This is a genomic window from Micromonospora trifolii (genome assembly GCF_050516465.1).
In the GTDB taxonomy this organism is placed as follows: Bacteria; Actinomycetota; Actinomycetes; order Mycobacteriales; family Micromonosporaceae; genus Micromonospora; species Micromonospora trifolii.
Map to the genome: position 1 here is coordinate 2862061 of NZ_CP191526.1, position 15544 is coordinate 2877604.

The 15544-nt window shown below is 69.9% G+C and carries 14 protein-coding genes; 4 read left to right on the top strand and 10 right to left on the bottom strand.

The features are described 5' to 3' along the window. Positions 1–3: 3 nt before the first annotated feature. Together fdh and ACQRWP_RS13270 are read right to left on the bottom strand one after the other, a co-directional pair. A complete protein-coding gene (gene fdh / locus ACQRWP_RS13265) occupies positions 4–3279 on the bottom strand; it encodes a formate dehydrogenase (protein WP_430502525.1) in 3276 nt (1091 codons plus the stop codon). 145 nt (positions 3280–3424) lie between these two features. Next, positions 3425–4222 (bottom strand): PrsW family intramembrane metalloprotease, encoded by a 798-nt coding sequence (locus ACQRWP_RS13270; protein WP_430502526.1) that lies wholly within the window; start codon positions 4220–4222, stop codon positions 3425–3427. Positions 4223–4368: 146 nt separating this feature from the next. Between ACQRWP_RS13270 and ACQRWP_RS13275 the strand changes: the two genes are divergently transcribed. Both ACQRWP_RS13275 and ACQRWP_RS13280 read left to right on the top strand, forming a co-directional pair. After that, a complete protein-coding gene (locus ACQRWP_RS13275) occupies positions 4369–4602 on the top strand; it encodes a winged helix-turn-helix domain-containing protein (RefSeq protein WP_203120265.1) in 234 nt (77 codons plus the stop codon). 215 nt (positions 4603–4817) lie between these two features. Further along, positions 4818–5708, top strand: coding sequence for a hypothetical protein (locus ACQRWP_RS13280; protein WP_430502527.1), 891 nt, complete (start codon positions 4818–4820; stop codon positions 5706–5708). A 26-nt stretch (positions 5709–5734) separates the two neighbouring features. Here the strand turns inward: ACQRWP_RS13280 and ACQRWP_RS13285 are convergent, their stop codons facing one another. From ACQRWP_RS13285 to ACQRWP_RS13295, 3 genes are all read right to left on the bottom strand, one after another. Beyond that, positions 5735–7597 carry a hypothetical protein gene (locus ACQRWP_RS13285; RefSeq protein WP_430502528.1) on the bottom strand — a complete coding sequence of 621 codons (1863 nt, stop codon included), beginning with the start codon at positions 7595–7597 and terminating at the stop codon, positions 5735–5737. Beyond that, the gene (locus ACQRWP_RS13290) at positions 7594–8358 is read right to left on the bottom strand and encodes an ABC transporter ATP-binding protein (protein ID WP_430502529.1); all 765 of its coding nucleotides are present in this window, start codon (positions 8356–8358) and stop codon (positions 7594–7596) included. Before ACQRWP_RS13290 ends, ACQRWP_RS13285 begins: the two co-directional genes overlap by 4 nt. Before the next feature lie 70 nt (positions 8359–8428). Next, positions 8429–8848 carry an ASCH domain-containing protein gene (locus ACQRWP_RS13295; RefSeq protein ID WP_430502530.1) on the bottom strand — a complete coding sequence of 140 codons (420 nt, stop codon included), beginning with the start codon at positions 8846–8848 and terminating at the stop codon, positions 8429–8431. A gap of 78 nt (positions 8849–8926) precedes the next feature. Here ACQRWP_RS13295 and ACQRWP_RS13300 point away from each other — a divergent pair, with 78 nt between their 5' ends. Further along, on the top strand, positions 8927–9325 hold the full coding sequence (locus ACQRWP_RS13300) for an NUDIX hydrolase (protein ID WP_430502531.1): 399 nt from the start codon (positions 8927–8929) through the stop codon (positions 9323–9325). 12 nt (positions 9326–9337) lie between these two features. On the opposite strand, the gene ACQRWP_RS13305 is transcribed toward ACQRWP_RS13300, so the two are convergent. The 4 genes from ACQRWP_RS13305 to map form a co-directional block, all read right to left on the bottom strand. Beyond that, complete coding sequence (locus ACQRWP_RS13305; protein ID WP_430502532.1) at positions 9338–10138, bottom strand: FkbM family methyltransferase; 801 nt, start codon at positions 10136–10138, stop codon at positions 9338–9340. 34 nt (positions 10139–10172) lie between these two features. Next, positions 10173–11825, bottom strand: a complete 1653-nt coding sequence (locus ACQRWP_RS13310) for a sulfatase-like hydrolase/transferase (protein ID WP_430502533.1) — start codon at positions 11823–11825, stop codon at positions 10173–10175. A 98-nt stretch (positions 11826–11923) separates the two neighbouring features. Next, entirely contained in the window at positions 11924–12793 is an 870-nt protein-coding gene (locus ACQRWP_RS13315; RefSeq protein WP_430502534.1) for a CDP-alcohol phosphatidyltransferase family protein, read from the bottom strand. Positions 12794–12979: 186 nt separating this feature from the next. After that, positions 12980–13753, bottom strand: a complete 774-nt coding sequence (gene map, locus ACQRWP_RS13320; RefSeq protein ID WP_430502535.1) for a type I methionyl aminopeptidase — start codon at positions 13751–13753, stop codon at positions 12980–12982. 65 nt (positions 13754–13818) lie between these two features. On the opposite strand from map, the gene ACQRWP_RS13325 reads away from it, so the two are divergent. Further along, on the top strand, positions 13819–14121 hold the full coding sequence (locus tag ACQRWP_RS13325) for a helix-turn-helix domain-containing protein (protein WP_430502536.1): 303 nt from the start codon (positions 13819–13821) through the stop codon (positions 14119–14121). A gap of 97 nt (positions 14122–14218) precedes the next feature. Here ACQRWP_RS13325 and ACQRWP_RS13330 read toward each other — a convergent pair whose 3' ends face one another. Further along, positions 14219–15391 (bottom strand): lactonase family protein, encoded by a 1173-nt coding sequence (locus tag ACQRWP_RS13330; RefSeq protein WP_430502537.1) that lies wholly within the window; start codon positions 15389–15391, stop codon positions 14219–14221. Positions 15392–15544: the final 153 nt, after the last annotated feature.

Sequence of the window (15544 nt, forward strand, 5' to 3'; positions counted from 1 at the left end):
GGGTCAGACCTCCTGGTCCGGGCCGCTGTCGGCGGAGTCGGTCGTGACCTGCGGTGGATAGTGCGGGCTGAGGTCCCCGGACCGGCGCCGGTAGTCGACGACGAGAGCCAGCAGCTCGGCGCCTCTCGGGCGTCGCCCGGGTCGGACGTCGCAGGTGCCGACCTTGCTCTCCTGGATCAGCACGTTCGGGTCCAGGCTGATGCCGAACAGGTCGTTGGCCGAGTCACCGGTCACCAGGCCCTCGAAACCGAAGTGGTACGGCAACCACACCTGGTGGATGATCCGGTCGTCCACCCGCAGCGGGGTGAGCCGGTCGGTCACCAGCACCCGTGCCTCGATCGCCGCACGGGCGGTGACCAGGTGCGCCCAACCCAGGTGGGTGAGACCACGTTCGGCCGCCAACTCCGGGGACACCTCCACGAACATCTCCGGTTGCAGCTCGGCCAGCGGCGACACGGTCCGACTCATCCCACCGGCGGTGTGGTGCTCGGTGAGCCGGCTGACCGTGAACACGTACGGGAACACCTGGCTGTACGGTTCCGGCGGGCTCGGGTTGAGCGTGTTGATCGGGTGGGTGTAGACCTTGCGGGTCGGGTTGGCCTGCTGTCGGTAGAGCGGGTTTCGCACCGGCGACTCGACCGGCTCGTAGTGGGTGGGCATCGGTCCGTCGAGCACACCGGTGGGCGCGTACAGCCAGCCTTTGCCGTCGCCCTGGAGGATGAACGGGTCGTCGCCGGCGATGCCCGCCACACCCGAGGCGTCGCGCTCCGGTCGGTAGGACGGCGGTTTCGTCTTTTCGAAGTCCGGCACGTCGTAGCCGGTCCACTCGCTCTTGTCCGCGTCCCACCAGACGTAGCGTTTGCGCTCGCTCCACGGGTTGCCGTCCGGGTCGGCGGACGCACGGTTGTAGAGGATGCGCCGGTTCGCCGGCCACGCCCAACCCCACTCGGGCGCCACCAGGGACTGCTCCGAGCCGGGTTTGCGGCGGGCCGCCTGGTTGACGCCGTCGGCGTACACCCCGGTGTAGATCCAGCAACCGCCGACGGTGGAGCCGTCGTCCTTCATCTCGGTAAACGACGCCAGCGGCCGGCCGGTGGCCACGTCGTACCCGTTGATCTCGCGCAGCACCGCCTCGGCGCTCGGCTCGACGTTCGGGCCGTGCGTGGGGTAGTCCCAGGCGAGGTCGAGCAGCGCTCGGTCACGCGGCTTCGTCGACGTCGCCAGCCGTTCCCGGATGACGCGACCGAGATGGTAGAAGAACCAGAGTTCGGAGCGGGCGTCGCCTGGTGGCTCGACGGCCTTCTCCCGCCACTGCAACAGCCGTTGGGTCTGGGTGAAGGTGCCCTCCTTCTCCACGTGCGAGGCGGCGGGCAGGAAGAACACCTCGGTGCGGCACCGCTCGGGCGCGATCTCGCCGGTCTCGATCTCCGGCGCGTTCTGCCAGAACGTGGCGCTCTCGATCATGAACAGGTCGCGGACCACCAGCCAGTCGAGGTTGGCCATGCCGAGGCGCTGCGCCCGGCCGTGCGCCGAACCGACCGCCGGGTTCTGCCCGAGCAGGAAATAGCCCTTGATCTTGCCGTCGATCATGTCGAGCACCTGCTGGTAGGTGCCGTGGTCGCCGGTCATCCGCGGCATGTACCCGTAGCAGTAGTCGTTGTCGGCGGTGGCCGCGTCGCCCCAGTACGCCTTGAGCAGGTTGACGCCGTAGGTGCGGGCGTTGCCCCAGAAGCCCTTCTGCCCGGGGTGCGCAATGCTGTCCACCCACTTGTCCAGGGTCGGGTGATTGGCGTGGTGGGGCATCGGCAGATAGCCCGGAAGCAGGTTGAACAGCGTCGGGATGTCGGTGGACCCCTGGATGCTGGCGTGCCCGCGCAGGGCCATCACCCCACCACCCGGGCGGCCCACGTTGCCCAGCAGGAGCTGGATGATCGCACCGGTGCGGATGTACTGCACGCCGACGCTGTGCTGCGTCCAGCCCACCGAGTAGACGAGCATGCCGGTCCGGTCCCGGCCGGAGTTCTCCGTCCACGCCTGGGCCAGTTCGAGGAACTTCTCCTGTGGGATGCCGCAGACCCGTTCCACCATCTCCGGGGTGTAGCGGGCGAAGTGCCGCTTGAGGATCTGGTAGACGCAGCGCGGGTGCTGCAACGTCTCGTCACGTTCGGTCTCGCCACCGACGGGCGCGCCGTGCGACTCGTTCTCCAGCCCGGCCGCTGTCTCCCGCTGCGTCTCGCTGTCGCGGGTCGTCTGGTTCTGCGAGTGGCCCTCGTACCGCCAGCTGGCCTGGTCGTAGGTGGCGTTGTCATCGTTGAAGCCGGAGAAGAGGCCGTGCATGTCCTCGGTGTCGGCGTACTCCTCGGTCACGATGGTCGCGGCGTTGGTGTAGGCGACGACGTACTCCCGGAAGTCCAGCTCGTTGTCGAGGATGTAGCGCACCACCCCGCCGAGCAGCGCGATGTCGGTGCCCGCCCGGATCGGCAGGTACGAGTCAGCCAGCGCGCTGGTGCGGGTGAACCGCGGGTCGACGTGGAAGACCTTCGCCCCCCGACGCTTGGCCTCCATCACCCACTGGAAGCCCACCGGGTGTGCCTCGGCCATGTTCGAACCCTGGATGACGATGACGTCGGAGTTCGACAGGTCCTGCTGGTACTGGGTGGCGCCGCCACGACCGAAGCTGGTCCCCAGACCGGGGACGGTGGAGGAGTGTCAAATACGGGCCTGGTTCTCGATCTGGAGCGCCCCCATCGCGGTGAACAACTTCTTGATGAGGTAGTTCTCCTCGTTGTCCAGCGTCGCCCCACCCAGACTGGAGATGCCCAGCGTCCGGTTGAGCGGTCGACCCTCGACGTCGACGTCCTCCCAGGTCTCGTCCCGGGCGGCCAGGACCCGATCGGCGATCATGTTCAGCGCGGTGTCGAGGTCCAGGTCCTCCCACTCGGTGCCGTACGGCCGGCGGTAGCGGACCGTGGTCTGCCGCAGCGGACTGGTGACCAGGCTCTTGCTCGCCGAACCCTTCGGGCAGAGCCGACCCCGTGAGATCGGGCTGTCCGGATCACCCTCGATCTGACTGACCTGCCCGTCCTTGACGAACACCCGCTGGCCACAACCCACGGCGCAGTACGGGCAGACGGACCGGGCCATCGAATCGGCGGTCTCGGTGCGGGCGGTGAGCGCGCGGGACCCGTCGGACTTCGCCGCAGCGCCCCGGCCCAGCGGGTCGGTGCCGGTGAGCTGGCGGTAGACCGGCCAACCCTCGAACCAGCTGCGCACCCCCATCGCCGCACCTTCCCGACCAATCCCGCCAAATATGAACACTCTGACGTTAGATGAGGTGCCGGCCCGGTCGCAGCGGGATCACCAACAGTCATGCCTCCCCCAGCCCTTAGGTGCGGGCCGGGAGAGGCATGGAGTACGGCGCTGGTCAGTGCGGTTGCAGCTGGCCGATGTGCTGGTCGCCGAAGGTCCGGTAGCGGCGCAGCTCCCAGAACAACCAGCCGATGCTGATGATCGCCAACACGACGAAGACCAGTGAACCGGAGAACGTGTCCCAGAGGGTGTGCAGGACGACGACACCCACGAACGTGCCGATGAACCCGAAGAGCCGAGCGACGCTCGGGCTCGCCAGCAACGCCCAGAGCGCGCCGGCGGTCAGCCCGGTCCAGGCGGTGTGCCCGGCGGGCGCCGTCAGACCCCGAATGAAGAGCGTCTGCTCCACCGCGCCGATGTTGCCCTGCGAACTCAGCAGCGCGCTGAAGGCGTAGCCCATCGTCTCCAGCGCGGCGAACCCCATGCCGGCGGCGATCCCGATGATCAGCCCATCGGAGGGCACCCGGCGACGACGTTGGGCCACCACCGTGAACAGCAGCACCACCGGGACGATCAGCTTCGCCGACTCCTCGATCAGCGCCACGAACAGCATCGGCAGGGTGCCGAGGCCGCGCAGGGTGTCGTACTCCAGGGTGCCAGCGACCACCGTGCCGATCACGCCGCCGAAGAACGCCGACGTCACCAACACCGACGCCGGCACCTGCCACCGCCCGGTTCGGGCCTGCGCGAACGTCAGGAACGTCAACGGCACCAACGTCGCCCCGAGCAGGATCAACGCCGGTACGAAGTTCGGATTCTTGGTGCTGACCAGGGTCCGCAGCACCGCCAGATAGAGGATCAGCCCGATGACGAGCACCCCGACCCACGCCCACCGGCGCCAACGATCACCCATACCGCGCAGTCTGTCGGACCAAGGTTACGAAGACCAGCCCCGGCATCGGGATCCTGAAGACTCCACTCGATGGCGCTGTCGGGCAACGATCGGCGGGCGTGATCGAATTGGGGTGCCGAAACCAGGGACCCAACGGAGATCGACTCATGCCGACCGAGAAAGTGGACTACCGGCGCATCGCTACCGAGATCACCGAGAAGATCAAATCTGGGCAGCTCGCGCCGGGTGAGAAGCTACCGTCCACACGCGAGCTGGCCGAGCAGTACAGCGTGCACATTTCTACGATCAACCGGGTCATGACGATCCTCAAGGACCGCGAGCTGGTCGAGGGGCATCCGGGCAAGGGTGTCTATGTAGCTGAGCCTACGCAGTCGAATTAGAACGACTTCTCCAGTGCAGCCCGCAGCCGACATCGCGGGGCCGGTGCCGTCACGCCTGATCGGTACGACCACGCGCACCTCGGCTCGTCGTGATGCGTAGGCTCACGGCCGTGCGCCCGTTACTGATCGCCGAGACGGTCGTAACGCCGTCGAGCTGCGTCGAGTGGGTGGCCGGTGCGGGGGCGCTGGTCTGGGACCGTCGCTCGCTGCGGGTGTTGGACCCGGATCTGACCGTCGCGCTCGCGTGGGAGGCGGTAAGCCGCGACGCGGATCCGATCCTGGCTGTCGGCGTGGCACCGGACCGGTCGCGGTTCGCGCTGGTGGGACCACGTGAGGTGCAGGTCCGCTGTGCCGACGGCCGCGTTCAATGGTCGGCCGAGCACGGCGCAGCACTGTCGACCGGATGGCCACAACCACGCTGTCACCTGGCCGGTGACGGCCTTGTCTGGCTGTTCGTGCCCCACGGTTCCGGAGACCAGGTCGTCGTATGGGACTCCGCAGGCGGTTCGGAGGTCGGCCGGCATCCCCTCCAGACCCTCGAGGGCGGAGCCACCTTCGTCGTGCACGCCGATCAGGGACGCGTCGGCGTGCACATCGCGGTGGGCCCGGAGACTTGCCTCAGCCATTGGTTGACGACAGTCGATAGGCAGCAGGTCCTCGCGCGGACTCTGAACGGCTGCCTGGCCGACCTGAGCGCCAGTGGGGCCTGCTATCTCTCGATGCCGCACGGCAGCGGCTGGGTTTCGGTACGCGAGGTCGCCGATGACAGCGTGCGGGTCGAGCGCCACTTCGACGACATCCCGGAGTTCGGCGACTCCGACGACTACCGAATGTACGAGGCCGCGGCGGTCGTGTCCGACGACTGGGTGATGGTCGGCGTCGCGACCGACGAGAGCGACGCCGAGCAGCATCTTTTACTCTCGACCCGCACGCTGCGCCCCCAGACCGTCATGGATTACGGCATCGACATGCCGCAGAACTCCATCCGGTCCGCCGGTGGGCAGGGACAGTGGTTGACGCACGACGCCGACGCTGGAGTGGTCCGGCTCTGGCAGTTACGGGAGCCGCACACGGATGAGGTCGAGGGCCAACTCGCGCTGCTGTAGGCGGGCGATCCCGCGGACAGGGACGGTCATCCGGGGGGAGCGGTCTGGGGAGGACCTCCCGGCTGCGGTCGGCGATCCCACAGCACCAGGCCGGTGAGCAGCATCGCGACGCCCAGACCAACCATCGCCAACCCCACCGACGTACGCGCGCCCCCGTCCAGGTGGCCCGCCACGATCCACCCGCTGTCTATCCCGAACGCCAGCGGCATCAACCCCTGCGGGATCACCGGGATCCACCCGACCGTCAGCAACCCCAGCGCCCACGCGGTCGACTTGTTCTCCCGATACCACTGCACGTCCCAGGTCAGCGGGAGTGCCGTCTCCGGGGGCCGGCTCCGCTGACCGGCCGCGGCGAGCACCGCCGTGCCGCGCCGGGCGAGCCGCTCGTCGGCCAGCCACACGCCGCCCCACCAGGCTGCGGCGCCTCCGAGCAGCCCGACCAGCGGCAACAGCGGTGCCGCCGGCGGCGGACCCCAGACCACCAGGGCGAGCACCGGCGCCGCAGCGAGCAGCCCAGCAGCGGTGGCGACCAGCACGCTGACGATGTCGGTCGGGTTGTCAGCGGCGGTGGGATGCCGCGGGTCGGCCACCGGGCGTACGCGCAGCAGCGACACCCACACCGGCACCGCGGCGCCCGCGCCGAGCAGGGCCGGCAGGGTGCAGAGCGCGGCCAGGGGGTCGACGTCGGGGGCCACGATGATGCCCGCGACGGTGAGCAGCACCCCGATCGGGGTGACCAGAACCAGCCACGCCAAGGCCCGACCCCGGACCTCGGCCCGTTCGCCGTTGGGCGTGGTGAGCGGCAGCCACAACGCGGTGCCGTCCAGTCCGACCAGCCCGGCGGACATCGCCGCCGCGCCGAGCACGGCTAGCGGTCCGGCCCACGGCAGCAGCAGGTCCACGTCGGACAGCAGCGGCAGTCCGGCGAGGAGCGCCCCGTACACCACCGCGAACGCCAGATACTGCAAACGCAGTGGATGCCGCGTCCAGGCACGCAGCTCACGGCCGACGACCGCCCGCGTCGCGGCCGGCACCCACCCCAGCCACTCGCGCTCAGCCCCGGCCGGTGACGCCGCCGCTGTCCGGCGCGGCCGGAACGGCGCGCCGGCGGCGATCACCCTTCGGACAAGCATGATGTACGCGGCGGCGCAGAGCGCCACGATGCCGACCAGGGCCGTTATCCTGCGTACCCCTTGCCCGGTTGGCCCGGTCGCGGCGGCGACCGGCCAGGCGCTCGGCACGTACGCCATGGCCCGGACCACCTCCTGTGGCGCTGCCACGAGCAGGACCGAAACCCACGGGAAGACCGCCCACAGCGACCCGGCGACACCCATCGCCGTACCGGTGAAGATGCCAGTGAGCAGGGCCCCGGCCGGACCGCCGGCGTGGCCGACGACCTCCAGCGCGATGGCCGAGCCGATCAGCCCGAGCAGCCAGAGCAGCACCGCGCCTCCGGCGGTGACGAGGACCGCGACGGTGCCGTGCCGGGCGGCGTGCACCGGCAGCGCGGCGAGTGCCACCAGCGAGACGGCCGGACCGATACCGATCGCCGACGCGGCGAGCAGACCGATCGCGGCCGGGACCCCGCCGATAGGCTCCAACCGCAGGTGGGCCGGGCGGACCCGGCCGCGCCCGCCGCCGAGCAGCAACGGCAACACGATCCAGCCGAGAACCCACGCCCCGGCGAGCAGCCCGAGCGTGTGCGGGTCACCGCGGAGCGCGTACCGGATCAACCAGGCGGCGGCGAGCAGACCGACCAGGCCGGCCACCGTGGGGCCGGGGTGCTCGCGCAGCGAGCGACGCAGCATCGTCGCGCGCATCCGGGCCGGTACCGCGATCGCGCCGAGGGTGCCGCCCAGCCGGCCGGGGGCGATGGGTTCGGCGCTCATCGTGCCTCGGTCAGCCAGTCCAGACCGGCGCTGCCGGAGGCTTCGGCGCCGACCAACTCGACGAACCGGTCCTCCAGGCTGCTGCCGGCGGCGACCTCGGTGACCGATCCGGCGGCGACCACCCGGCCCTGATGGATCACGGTGACCTCGTCGCACATCTGCTCGACGAGCAGCATCGAGTGGGTGGACAGCACGCAGGTGCCGCCACCGGTCACGAATCGGCGCAGCACCCGGCGGATGGTGGCCGCGGAGACCGGGTCGACCGCCTCGAACGGTTCGTCGAGCACGAGCAGCCGGGGTGCGTGCAGCAGCGCCTGGGCGAGGCCGAGCTTCTTGCGGGTGCCGGTGGAGCAGTCGGCCAGCGGGGTGCCGGCGCCCTTGGCCAGCCCGAGCACGTCGATCAGTTCGGCGGCACGGTCGGTGGCCGCGGCCCGGGGTAGCCCGCGCAGGCCGGCGCTGTAGCGCAGCAGTTCGGCGCCGGTGAGGCGTTCCGGGAAGTCGAGGCCGTCGGGCAGCACGCCGGTCAGCGCGCGGGTCAGGCGGCGCTCGCGCAGCGCGTCGTGGCCGAGGATCCGGACCTGCCCGGAGTCCGGGGTGACCAGGCCGACGGCCATCCCGATGGTGGTGGACTTGCCGGCGCCGTTGGGCCCGACGATGCCGTGGAACGTGCCGGGGTGGACGGTCAGATCGATGCCGTCCACCGCGCGGTGCGCCGCGAAGGTCTTGACCAGGCCGCGGATCTCGAGTGCCGGGGGGATCACGCGCCGAGCATAGGTGACCTTGTACGGCGGCGTGGCCCGTTGCTAGGCGGTCCACAGTGGGCGGGGATGCTCAGGCGACGTGCACCAGCCGGAAGCGTTCGGTCACCACCAGGGTGTCGTCGTCCACGGTGAAGCCGGGGTCGCCCAGCTCGGCGCGCACCTCGGCGCTGTGCCAGAACGTCTCGTGCCCCGCACGCCACTGCGCCACCGACTCGTCGCCCTCCCCCTCGGCCAGGGCGTGTGGCAGGTCGACCTCGGCGAGCCGGACCACCCGTACGTCGGTCAGCTCGATGGCCGCGACCCGGCGGCCGGCGGAGTCCACCACGGCGGACAGTTGACCCACCTCGGGCAGCGGCTCGTTCGCGCACTCGTACCCGACCAGCAGGCCGGTCGTCGAGGTCTTCGCCCCGGACAGGATCGCGCCCACGAGCTTGTCCCGCAGTGGCCCCGGAAACGCGAACTCGGCAAGCGGAAGATCATCGAGGTCCATCCACGGAGGGTACGCGACCCGGCGCGCCGGGCGTGACCGTCGTCGACATGTTCACGGGCGACGTGGCACGGTCTCGTCATGGCCACCTACGATGTCGCCCTCGTGCTGCTCATCGATCCGTCGGGCGCGGCGCTGCTGCAACACCGCGACGAGGATGCGGTCGTCTCGCTGGGCCAGTGGAGCCTGCCGGGGGGCCACATCGAGCCGGGCGAGTCACCGGAGGAAGCGGCCCGCCGCGAACTGCTGGAGGAAACTGGTCTGACCGCGGGCGAGCTGCACCCGCTGTGGAGCGGACCGCGCCCGTACGAAGCGGGCTTTCCCCACACCGTGACCGTCCACGTGTTCCGTGGCACCACCACGGCTCGTCAGGAGGACGTGGTCCTCGGTGAGGGGCAGGCCATGCTGTTCGTCCCCCGAGACGAGGTGCTCGATCGTGAGCTGGCGGTCTCTGCCGCGCTCGTCCTGCGCATGATCTGACGTCGGGTACGGCTACGGCGTGGTGATGGTCTGCCTGTCGCGAGCCACGCAGTACACGTCGCCGGAGTTCGCGGCGTGCGGCAGGTCGTGCAGGTGCGTCGCCAGGTCGGTCGCGGGTATCCAACGTCGGAACGTCATCGACTTGTCGTCGCCCACCGCGACGTCGAAGCCGTCGAAGCCCAGTGTGGTCAGGCGGTCGAGACACCGGTCGGCGACCGCACGCGCGATGGTGGTGAACTCGAACGACAGCGCGGGCAGTGGGCGGCTCAGGCCGGCCAGCACCTCGTCCTCGAAACCCTCAACGTCGATCTTGGTGAAGGTCGGCACGCCGTACGTCTCCATCAACGCGTCGACGGTGACCACCGGGACCTCGATGTCGGCATCCCACACCTGGCCCTCCCATCCGCCCGCGCCCTTCGCCGCCCGGACGAAGTCCGGTGAGGCGGTCGACACGGTGGGGTTGGCGGAGTTGACGTGCAACCGGGTGCGCCCCGGGAGCGCGCCACACGCGGCGTCGACCAGGGTCACCTGGTCGTCGTCGGCGTAGATCGCCCGCAGGGCGCGCAGACACAGCGGCTGCGGTTCCACGGCGACGACCCGGGCACCGAGGCGACGGAAGCTGGCGATGTGATCGCCCACGTGGGAGCCGATGTCGAAGACGAGGTCCCCGCTGCTGACGAAGCGGGAGTAGAAGGCGTCCATCCTCGCGTCCCGCTCGGGATCGCCGTAGTAGACGTCCAGCGACCGGTGCAGCAGGGCCAGGGCCGGGTCGGTCCGGAGCGCGGCGATCCTGGTGTCGGTGATAGCCGTCATCTGTCTGGGGTCCAGTCCGTAGAGGTGGCCGGGGTTACGGTCCGAAGGCGGTCAGGAACCGGTCCCGGAAGGCGTCCATCCGCCAGACCGGCGCCTGCGGCCCGGGCTTCAGCCCGTCCTGCCAGCCCCACCCGGAGATGCGGTCCAACACGGCCCGGTCCCGGGTGATGATCGAGATCGGGACGTCGTGGCTGGCGTTCTCGCCGGTGACGACCGCGGCGGGTTGGTGGTCACCGAGGACGATGAACACGAGGTCGTCGTCTCCGTAGGTCCGCACGTAGGAGATGAGCGCGCCGAGGGTGTACTCGATGGACTTCCGGTAGTCCGCCCGGATCTGGGCGGTGTTGCGGCGCTTGTCGTCCGACCTGCCCGCGGCCCCACGGTAGACCGCGCCGTCGCCGACGTCGGCCCAGTCGAGCAGCGGCGGGACGGGCGTCCAGGGCGCGTGACTCGACACCAGCGCCAGCTCGGTCATCACGTTGCCGTCGCGCTTCGCCTGCTCCAGGCGCTGCCAGCTGGCCAGTGTGTACTGGTCGGGCGGGGTGCCGAAGCTGAACTTCGGGCCACGGTACGCGAGCGTCTTGGCGTCGTAGAACCGGTCGTAGCCGAAGAAGGAGCCCTCCGGCCACGCCCTGGTGACGGCGGGCATCACGCCGACGGTCTGCCAGTTCGCCCGTCGGAAGGCGCCGTTGAGGGTCATCCGGTCACTGGCCAGCAGAGTGCGGTGCCGCTGGTCGTTGTCGATCCAGAGGCCGGAGAGCAGCGTGTCGTGCGCGAGCCAACTGCCGCCGCCGAAGGTCGGCGAGGTGAGAAAGCCGCTCTGCGCGGCGAAACCCGCCGCGCCCAGCTCGCTGGCGCCGCGGTCGAGGACCGCACCGACCTGCGGCGCGAACTCCGGGTCCTCGACGGCGTCCCGGCCGTAGCTCTCCACGAAGGCGACGACCACGTTCTTGCCGCGCAACGCGGTCAGTAGCTGGTCACCCGGGGTGTCGCCGTACCTGTCGGCCTCGATCAGCGCGCCGAACGTCTCGCGGTCGTCGAGGCGCAGGCGCACCTGGAAGCCGTGACCGTTGGCCAGGGTGGTCGCGGAGGTGTCGGCGACCGGTACGCCCTCGACCACCCGCACGTTGAACGCGGCGCAGGCCACCCAGACGACCACCAGCGCCGCGACGATCCGGGTGGTCCCGGTGCGGTGCCGAACCACCAGCCGCCGCAGTCGCCGCATCGACAGCGTGACCAGAGTGGGCAGGCCCACGACCACCACCGTCAGGGTGATGGCAACGCCGATGGCGGCGGGTCGACCGTACGACTCACTGAGGAAGGCGAACCCCTCGTCGAGGAGCGCCCAGTCGAGCACCGGGTCGAACGCCCGGCTCAGCGAGGCGGTGAACCCCAGGTCGAGCAGCTTCAACAGGCCGAGCAGGCCGAGGGCCACGCCGGCGAGCGTCGCGACCAGTCGGCTGCCACGAGACGGCAGGGCGAGCAGGAGGGCCACGACCAGCAGCGCCTCCAGGGGGATCCGCGCGAACGCCGCCGGGCTGAGCCGGCCGAAGTCGTACGGCAGGGTGAGGACGAGCAGCACGAGCAGCGCGGCCAGCACGGTCGTCAGCCGGGCCGCGATGGAGCGCTTCGGCCGATCCTCGACGTCGGTGCCGTCGGCGGTACCGCCCGATACCTCGCCCCTCATCGCCCTCCGTCCCTGGTTCGGCAGCTGACGTACGCGCGTCAAGAGCGACAACCCGGGCATCCTTCCATGATCTTTGTTGGGCGCGGCATCCGGGCGGCTCAGACGCGGGCGATCCCGCGTCGGGCCACGGTGACCGTGGGACGGTCCGACCACGGCAGCCCATCGGTCTTACTCGGGGTCAGCTCGGCCAGCCCCGCTCCGGTGCTTGGGGCACTGTGGCTCGCCGAACTGACTGGCTGGACCATCGCGCCCGGGGCACCGTGGATGACGGTGTGGCGGTGGTGCCGGGTCGTCCAGAGCCACGCGACGTCACGCCCAAACGACTCGACCAGCAGCGCCACCGACACCACCAGCACCATGGTCGTCAGCGGCGCGGGCAGCACGTCGGCCATCGCCACCGTCAACACCACGCCCTGGATCGCGGCGACGACCTTGCTCCAGTAACGCGGCGGCGCGGATCCCCGCATCCACCCGAACACCCAGGTCGCGGCGCCGAAGAGGTAGCGCATCGCGCCGATCACGAGCACCCAGCCACCCACCGCGGGGGCCACGTGCAGGCAGAGCACCAGGACCAGGAAGGAGTCGATCTCCATGTCGAAGCGTGCACCGAGCTCGCTGGTGGTCCCGGTGCGGCGGGCCGTGTACCCGTCCACGGCGTCGAGGGCCAACGCCACGCTGGTGAGGACGACCATCAGGGTGACCGGCGCCGACCGGCCGAACGAGTCGGCGGCCAGGGCCGTCACGCCGCCGACGAGGATCGCCCGGCTCAGGGTCACCCGGTCGGCCGGGCTGAGCGCACGCGCGCCCGAGCGGGACATCCCCCGGCTGAGCAGGGCGCACAGGACCAACCCGTACGCCAGCCCCGCCACCCAGCCCGCCGCGCCCAGACCGACTGTCTCCGCCAGCACCGCCAGCAGGACGATCTGCACGAGCAGTCCGATGACCGGACCAGTTCGAACCGTTGACATCGTGCCTCCGTGACTCTGGTGGGTGACCCTGACCGTCATCACGGAAAATATGACCGATCGGTTCATTCTGAACGCGACCCGGCAGGGTGCCACGGAGGGACGTGCCCCTTCGGCGGCCCGTTAACCGTCCATCGTGGGTGGCCCGTCGTCGGCTGACCGGCGAGGGCGTCGATCGTGCCGTACGGGTCAGGGCGTCGGCAGGGTGAGCACGTCTGCGCCGTCGTCGGTGATGGCGATGGTGTGCTCGCTGTGCGCCGTCCGGCAGCCCGTCGCGCTGCGGAGGGTCCAGCCATCGGCGTCGGTGACGAGCGTGGCGGTGTCCGCCATCACCCACGGCTCCAACGCCAGCAGCAGCCCCGGGCGCAGCCGGTATCCGCGACCGGGGCGCCCGGTGTTGGAGACGTGCGGGTCCTGGTGCATCGTCGATCCGACGCCGTGGCCGCCGAACTCCGTGTTGACCGAGTACCCCGCCGCGTTGAGGACCGAGCCGATCGCGTGCGAGATGTCACCGATGGGAACGCCCGGGCCGGCGGCGGCGATCCCCGCCTGCAACGCGCGCTCGGTCGCGTCGATCAGCGCGAGGCTCTCCGCTGGCCGCACGTCTCCCACGATGAAGCTGATGGCCGAGTCCGCGACGACTCCACCCAGGGAGACGGCGAGGTCGAGCGAGAGCAGGTCGCCGTCGGCGAGCGGGTAGTCGTGCGGCAACCCGTGCAGCACGGCGTCATTCACCGACGTGCAGATGTAGTGGCCGAAAGGTCCGCGCCCGAAGGACGGCTCGTAGTCGACGTAGCAGGACTGCGCCCCGGCCTCGGTGATCATGGCCTGCGCCCACCGGTCGATCTCCAGGAGGTTGGTGCCGACCACGCAGCGGCTCTTCAGCGACTTGAGGATGCCGGCGACCAGTGCGCCGGTGTCCTTCGCTCGCAGCACGTCGGTGGGGCTCAGGATCTCGATCATGCAGCGCCTTCCTCGGTCGACCAATAAGTATCCCGGCCATATTATCCCGGTACTAGAATCGGGTCATGGTCAGGTTGCCGCTCACTCCCGCAGAGGTCGAACGCGGACAGCGCCTCGGCGCGCTCCTGCGTCGAGCCCGTGGAGAGCGTTCGATGCTCCTCACCGCGCTGGACGCGGGCGTCTCGCCGGAAACCCTTCGAAAGATCGAGTCCGGCCGGATAGCCACCCCCGCCTTTCCGACCATCGCGGCGATCGCCGACGTCCTCGGCCTCTCCCTCGACGCCGTCTGGTCGGAGATCAACACGTCGGGCGACGGCGCCGAACTCCCTCGACCGACGCGCACCGCGCGCGAGCGGTTGGCCTCCTAGTCCCGACCCCGCTGGCGCAGCACGACGCGTCGGCCGACGACCCACCAGAAGACGCTGGCCCCGGTCGATGAACGACCGGGACCAGCGGGTGGTGCGCTCAGGAGGCGGCGATGCCCTCCATGCCGATGCCGTCGGCGAACTTCGGCAGGCCCTCCACTGTGGTGACGAGATTCAGGGACCCGTCCTCGTGCACCTTGTAGCCCTGCACGTTGCCGGCGGTGGCGTTCTGCACGTACAGGAAGCCGTCGCTGGTGGTCATGTCGATCGACCCGCCGTTGGTGTCGGCGGCGACATTCTTGACGATTTCGAGCTTGCCGTCGTCGTTGACCCGGTAGGAGCTGATGGTGGAGCTGCCGGCGTTGGCGACGAAGAAGTAGTCGCCGACGCGCTGGATCCAGCACGTCGCCTGCTGGCCGTTGGGCACCGACGGGCCGATCTGGTCGAGCGCGCCGTCGTCCTCCAGTTCGAAGCGGCTGACCGCGTTCGCTCCCGACTCGGTGACCAGCAGTGAGTCATCGGTGTCGAAGGTGAAGCCGAACGGGGTGTTCCCCGCGTCGCTGATGACGGGGTTGCGGGACAGTTTGCCGTGGCGACCGATCTCGTAGCTGAACATGACGTTGGCGGCCTTGGTCGACACCAGAACGAACTCGCTGTCCGGGTCGATCTTGACCTGGGCCGGGGCGGTCCCGAACGCGGGCGGGTTGCCGTTGTGCAGCCCGAGCGACCGGTTGGCGTCCTCGATGCGCGACAGGCGCCCCTTGTGCAGCTCGAAGCCCTGCACCGAGCCCTCCCCACCGGCGTTGAGGACGTAGACGAGGTCGCCACGGGCCGCGACGCTGACCGGCAGGAGACCGCCGGACCAGATGACCTGGAGCTTGTGCAGCTTGGTGCCCTCGACGCCGAAGACCGTCACGGTGTTGCTGCCGGCGTTCACCGCGAACAGCAGTCCGCGGTGATAGGTCAGTGAGCCCTGCGAGGCAAGCGCGTCGAGCGGTGCGCCGATGGTGAAGCCGCCCAGCCCGCCGGTCTCGTACTCGCCCGCCTTGGTGAGACGGCCGTCCTCGTCGCGGTCGTACACCTTGATGGTGTTGCCCTCGGCCTTGTTGGTCTGAACGAAGACCGCTCCCTCGTCGCCGTGGTGGTAATCACCCCCCTTGCGGTCGTCGTGGTATCCGGGGCCACCGCCATCGGCGAAGGCGGTACCGGGGATCGATCCGATGCTGGTCAGACCTGCCAGGAGGGCTGCCGCGAGCGCGACACTGCGCTTCATCACTGACTCCTTGTGCACCCGAAGGGAGGAATACGAGTTTTCCTCTCCTTCGAAAGCTATCGGAGCAACTAAGCGTGTTGCCCTCACTTACCCTAAAGCGGTAATTTCGTGCCGTTCCGTGGAATGACCAGACGTACGCGCGAATTTGGCCTA

Excerpts from the sequence above, each read along its gene's own strand:
- ACQRWP_RS13270 (WP_430502526.1), bottom strand. The coding sequence starts at position 4,222 with ATGGGTGATCGTTGGCGCCGGTGGGCGTGGGTCGGGGTGCTCGTCATC.
- ACQRWP_RS13275 (WP_203120265.1), top strand. The coding sequence starts at position 4,369 with ATGCCGACCGAGAAAGTGGACTACCGGCGCATCGCTACCGAGATCACC.
- ACQRWP_RS13285 (WP_430502528.1), bottom strand. The coding sequence starts at position 7,597 with ATGAGCGCCGAACCCATCGCCCCCGGCCGGCTGGGCGGCACCCTCGGC.
- ACQRWP_RS13295 (WP_430502530.1), bottom strand. The coding sequence starts at position 8,848 with ATGGACCTCGATGATCTTCCGCTTGCCGAGTTCGCGTTTCCGGGGCCA.
- ACQRWP_RS13300 (WP_430502531.1), top strand. The coding sequence starts at position 8,927 with ATGGCCACCTACGATGTCGCCCTCGTGCTGCTCATCGATCCGTCGGGC.
- ACQRWP_RS13305 (WP_430502532.1), bottom strand. The coding sequence starts at position 10,138 with ATGACGGCTATCACCGACACCAGGATCGCCGCGCTCCGGACCGACCCG.
- ACQRWP_RS13310 (WP_430502533.1), bottom strand. The coding sequence starts at position 11,825 with ATGAGGGGCGAGGTATCGGGCGGTACCGCCGACGGCACCGACGTCGAG.
- ACQRWP_RS13315 (WP_430502534.1), bottom strand. The coding sequence starts at position 12,793 with ATGTCAACGGTTCGAACTGGTCCGGTCATCGGACTGCTCGTGCAGATC.
- map (WP_430502535.1), bottom strand. The coding sequence starts at position 13,753 with ATGATCGAGATCCTGAGCCCCACCGACGTGCTGCGAGCGAAGGACACC.
- ACQRWP_RS13325 (WP_430502536.1), top strand. The coding sequence starts at position 13,819 with ATGGTCAGGTTGCCGCTCACTCCCGCAGAGGTCGAACGCGGACAGCGC.
- ACQRWP_RS13330 (WP_430502537.1), bottom strand. The coding sequence starts at position 15,391 with ATGAAGCGCAGTGTCGCGCTCGCGGCAGCCCTCCTGGCAGGTCTGACC.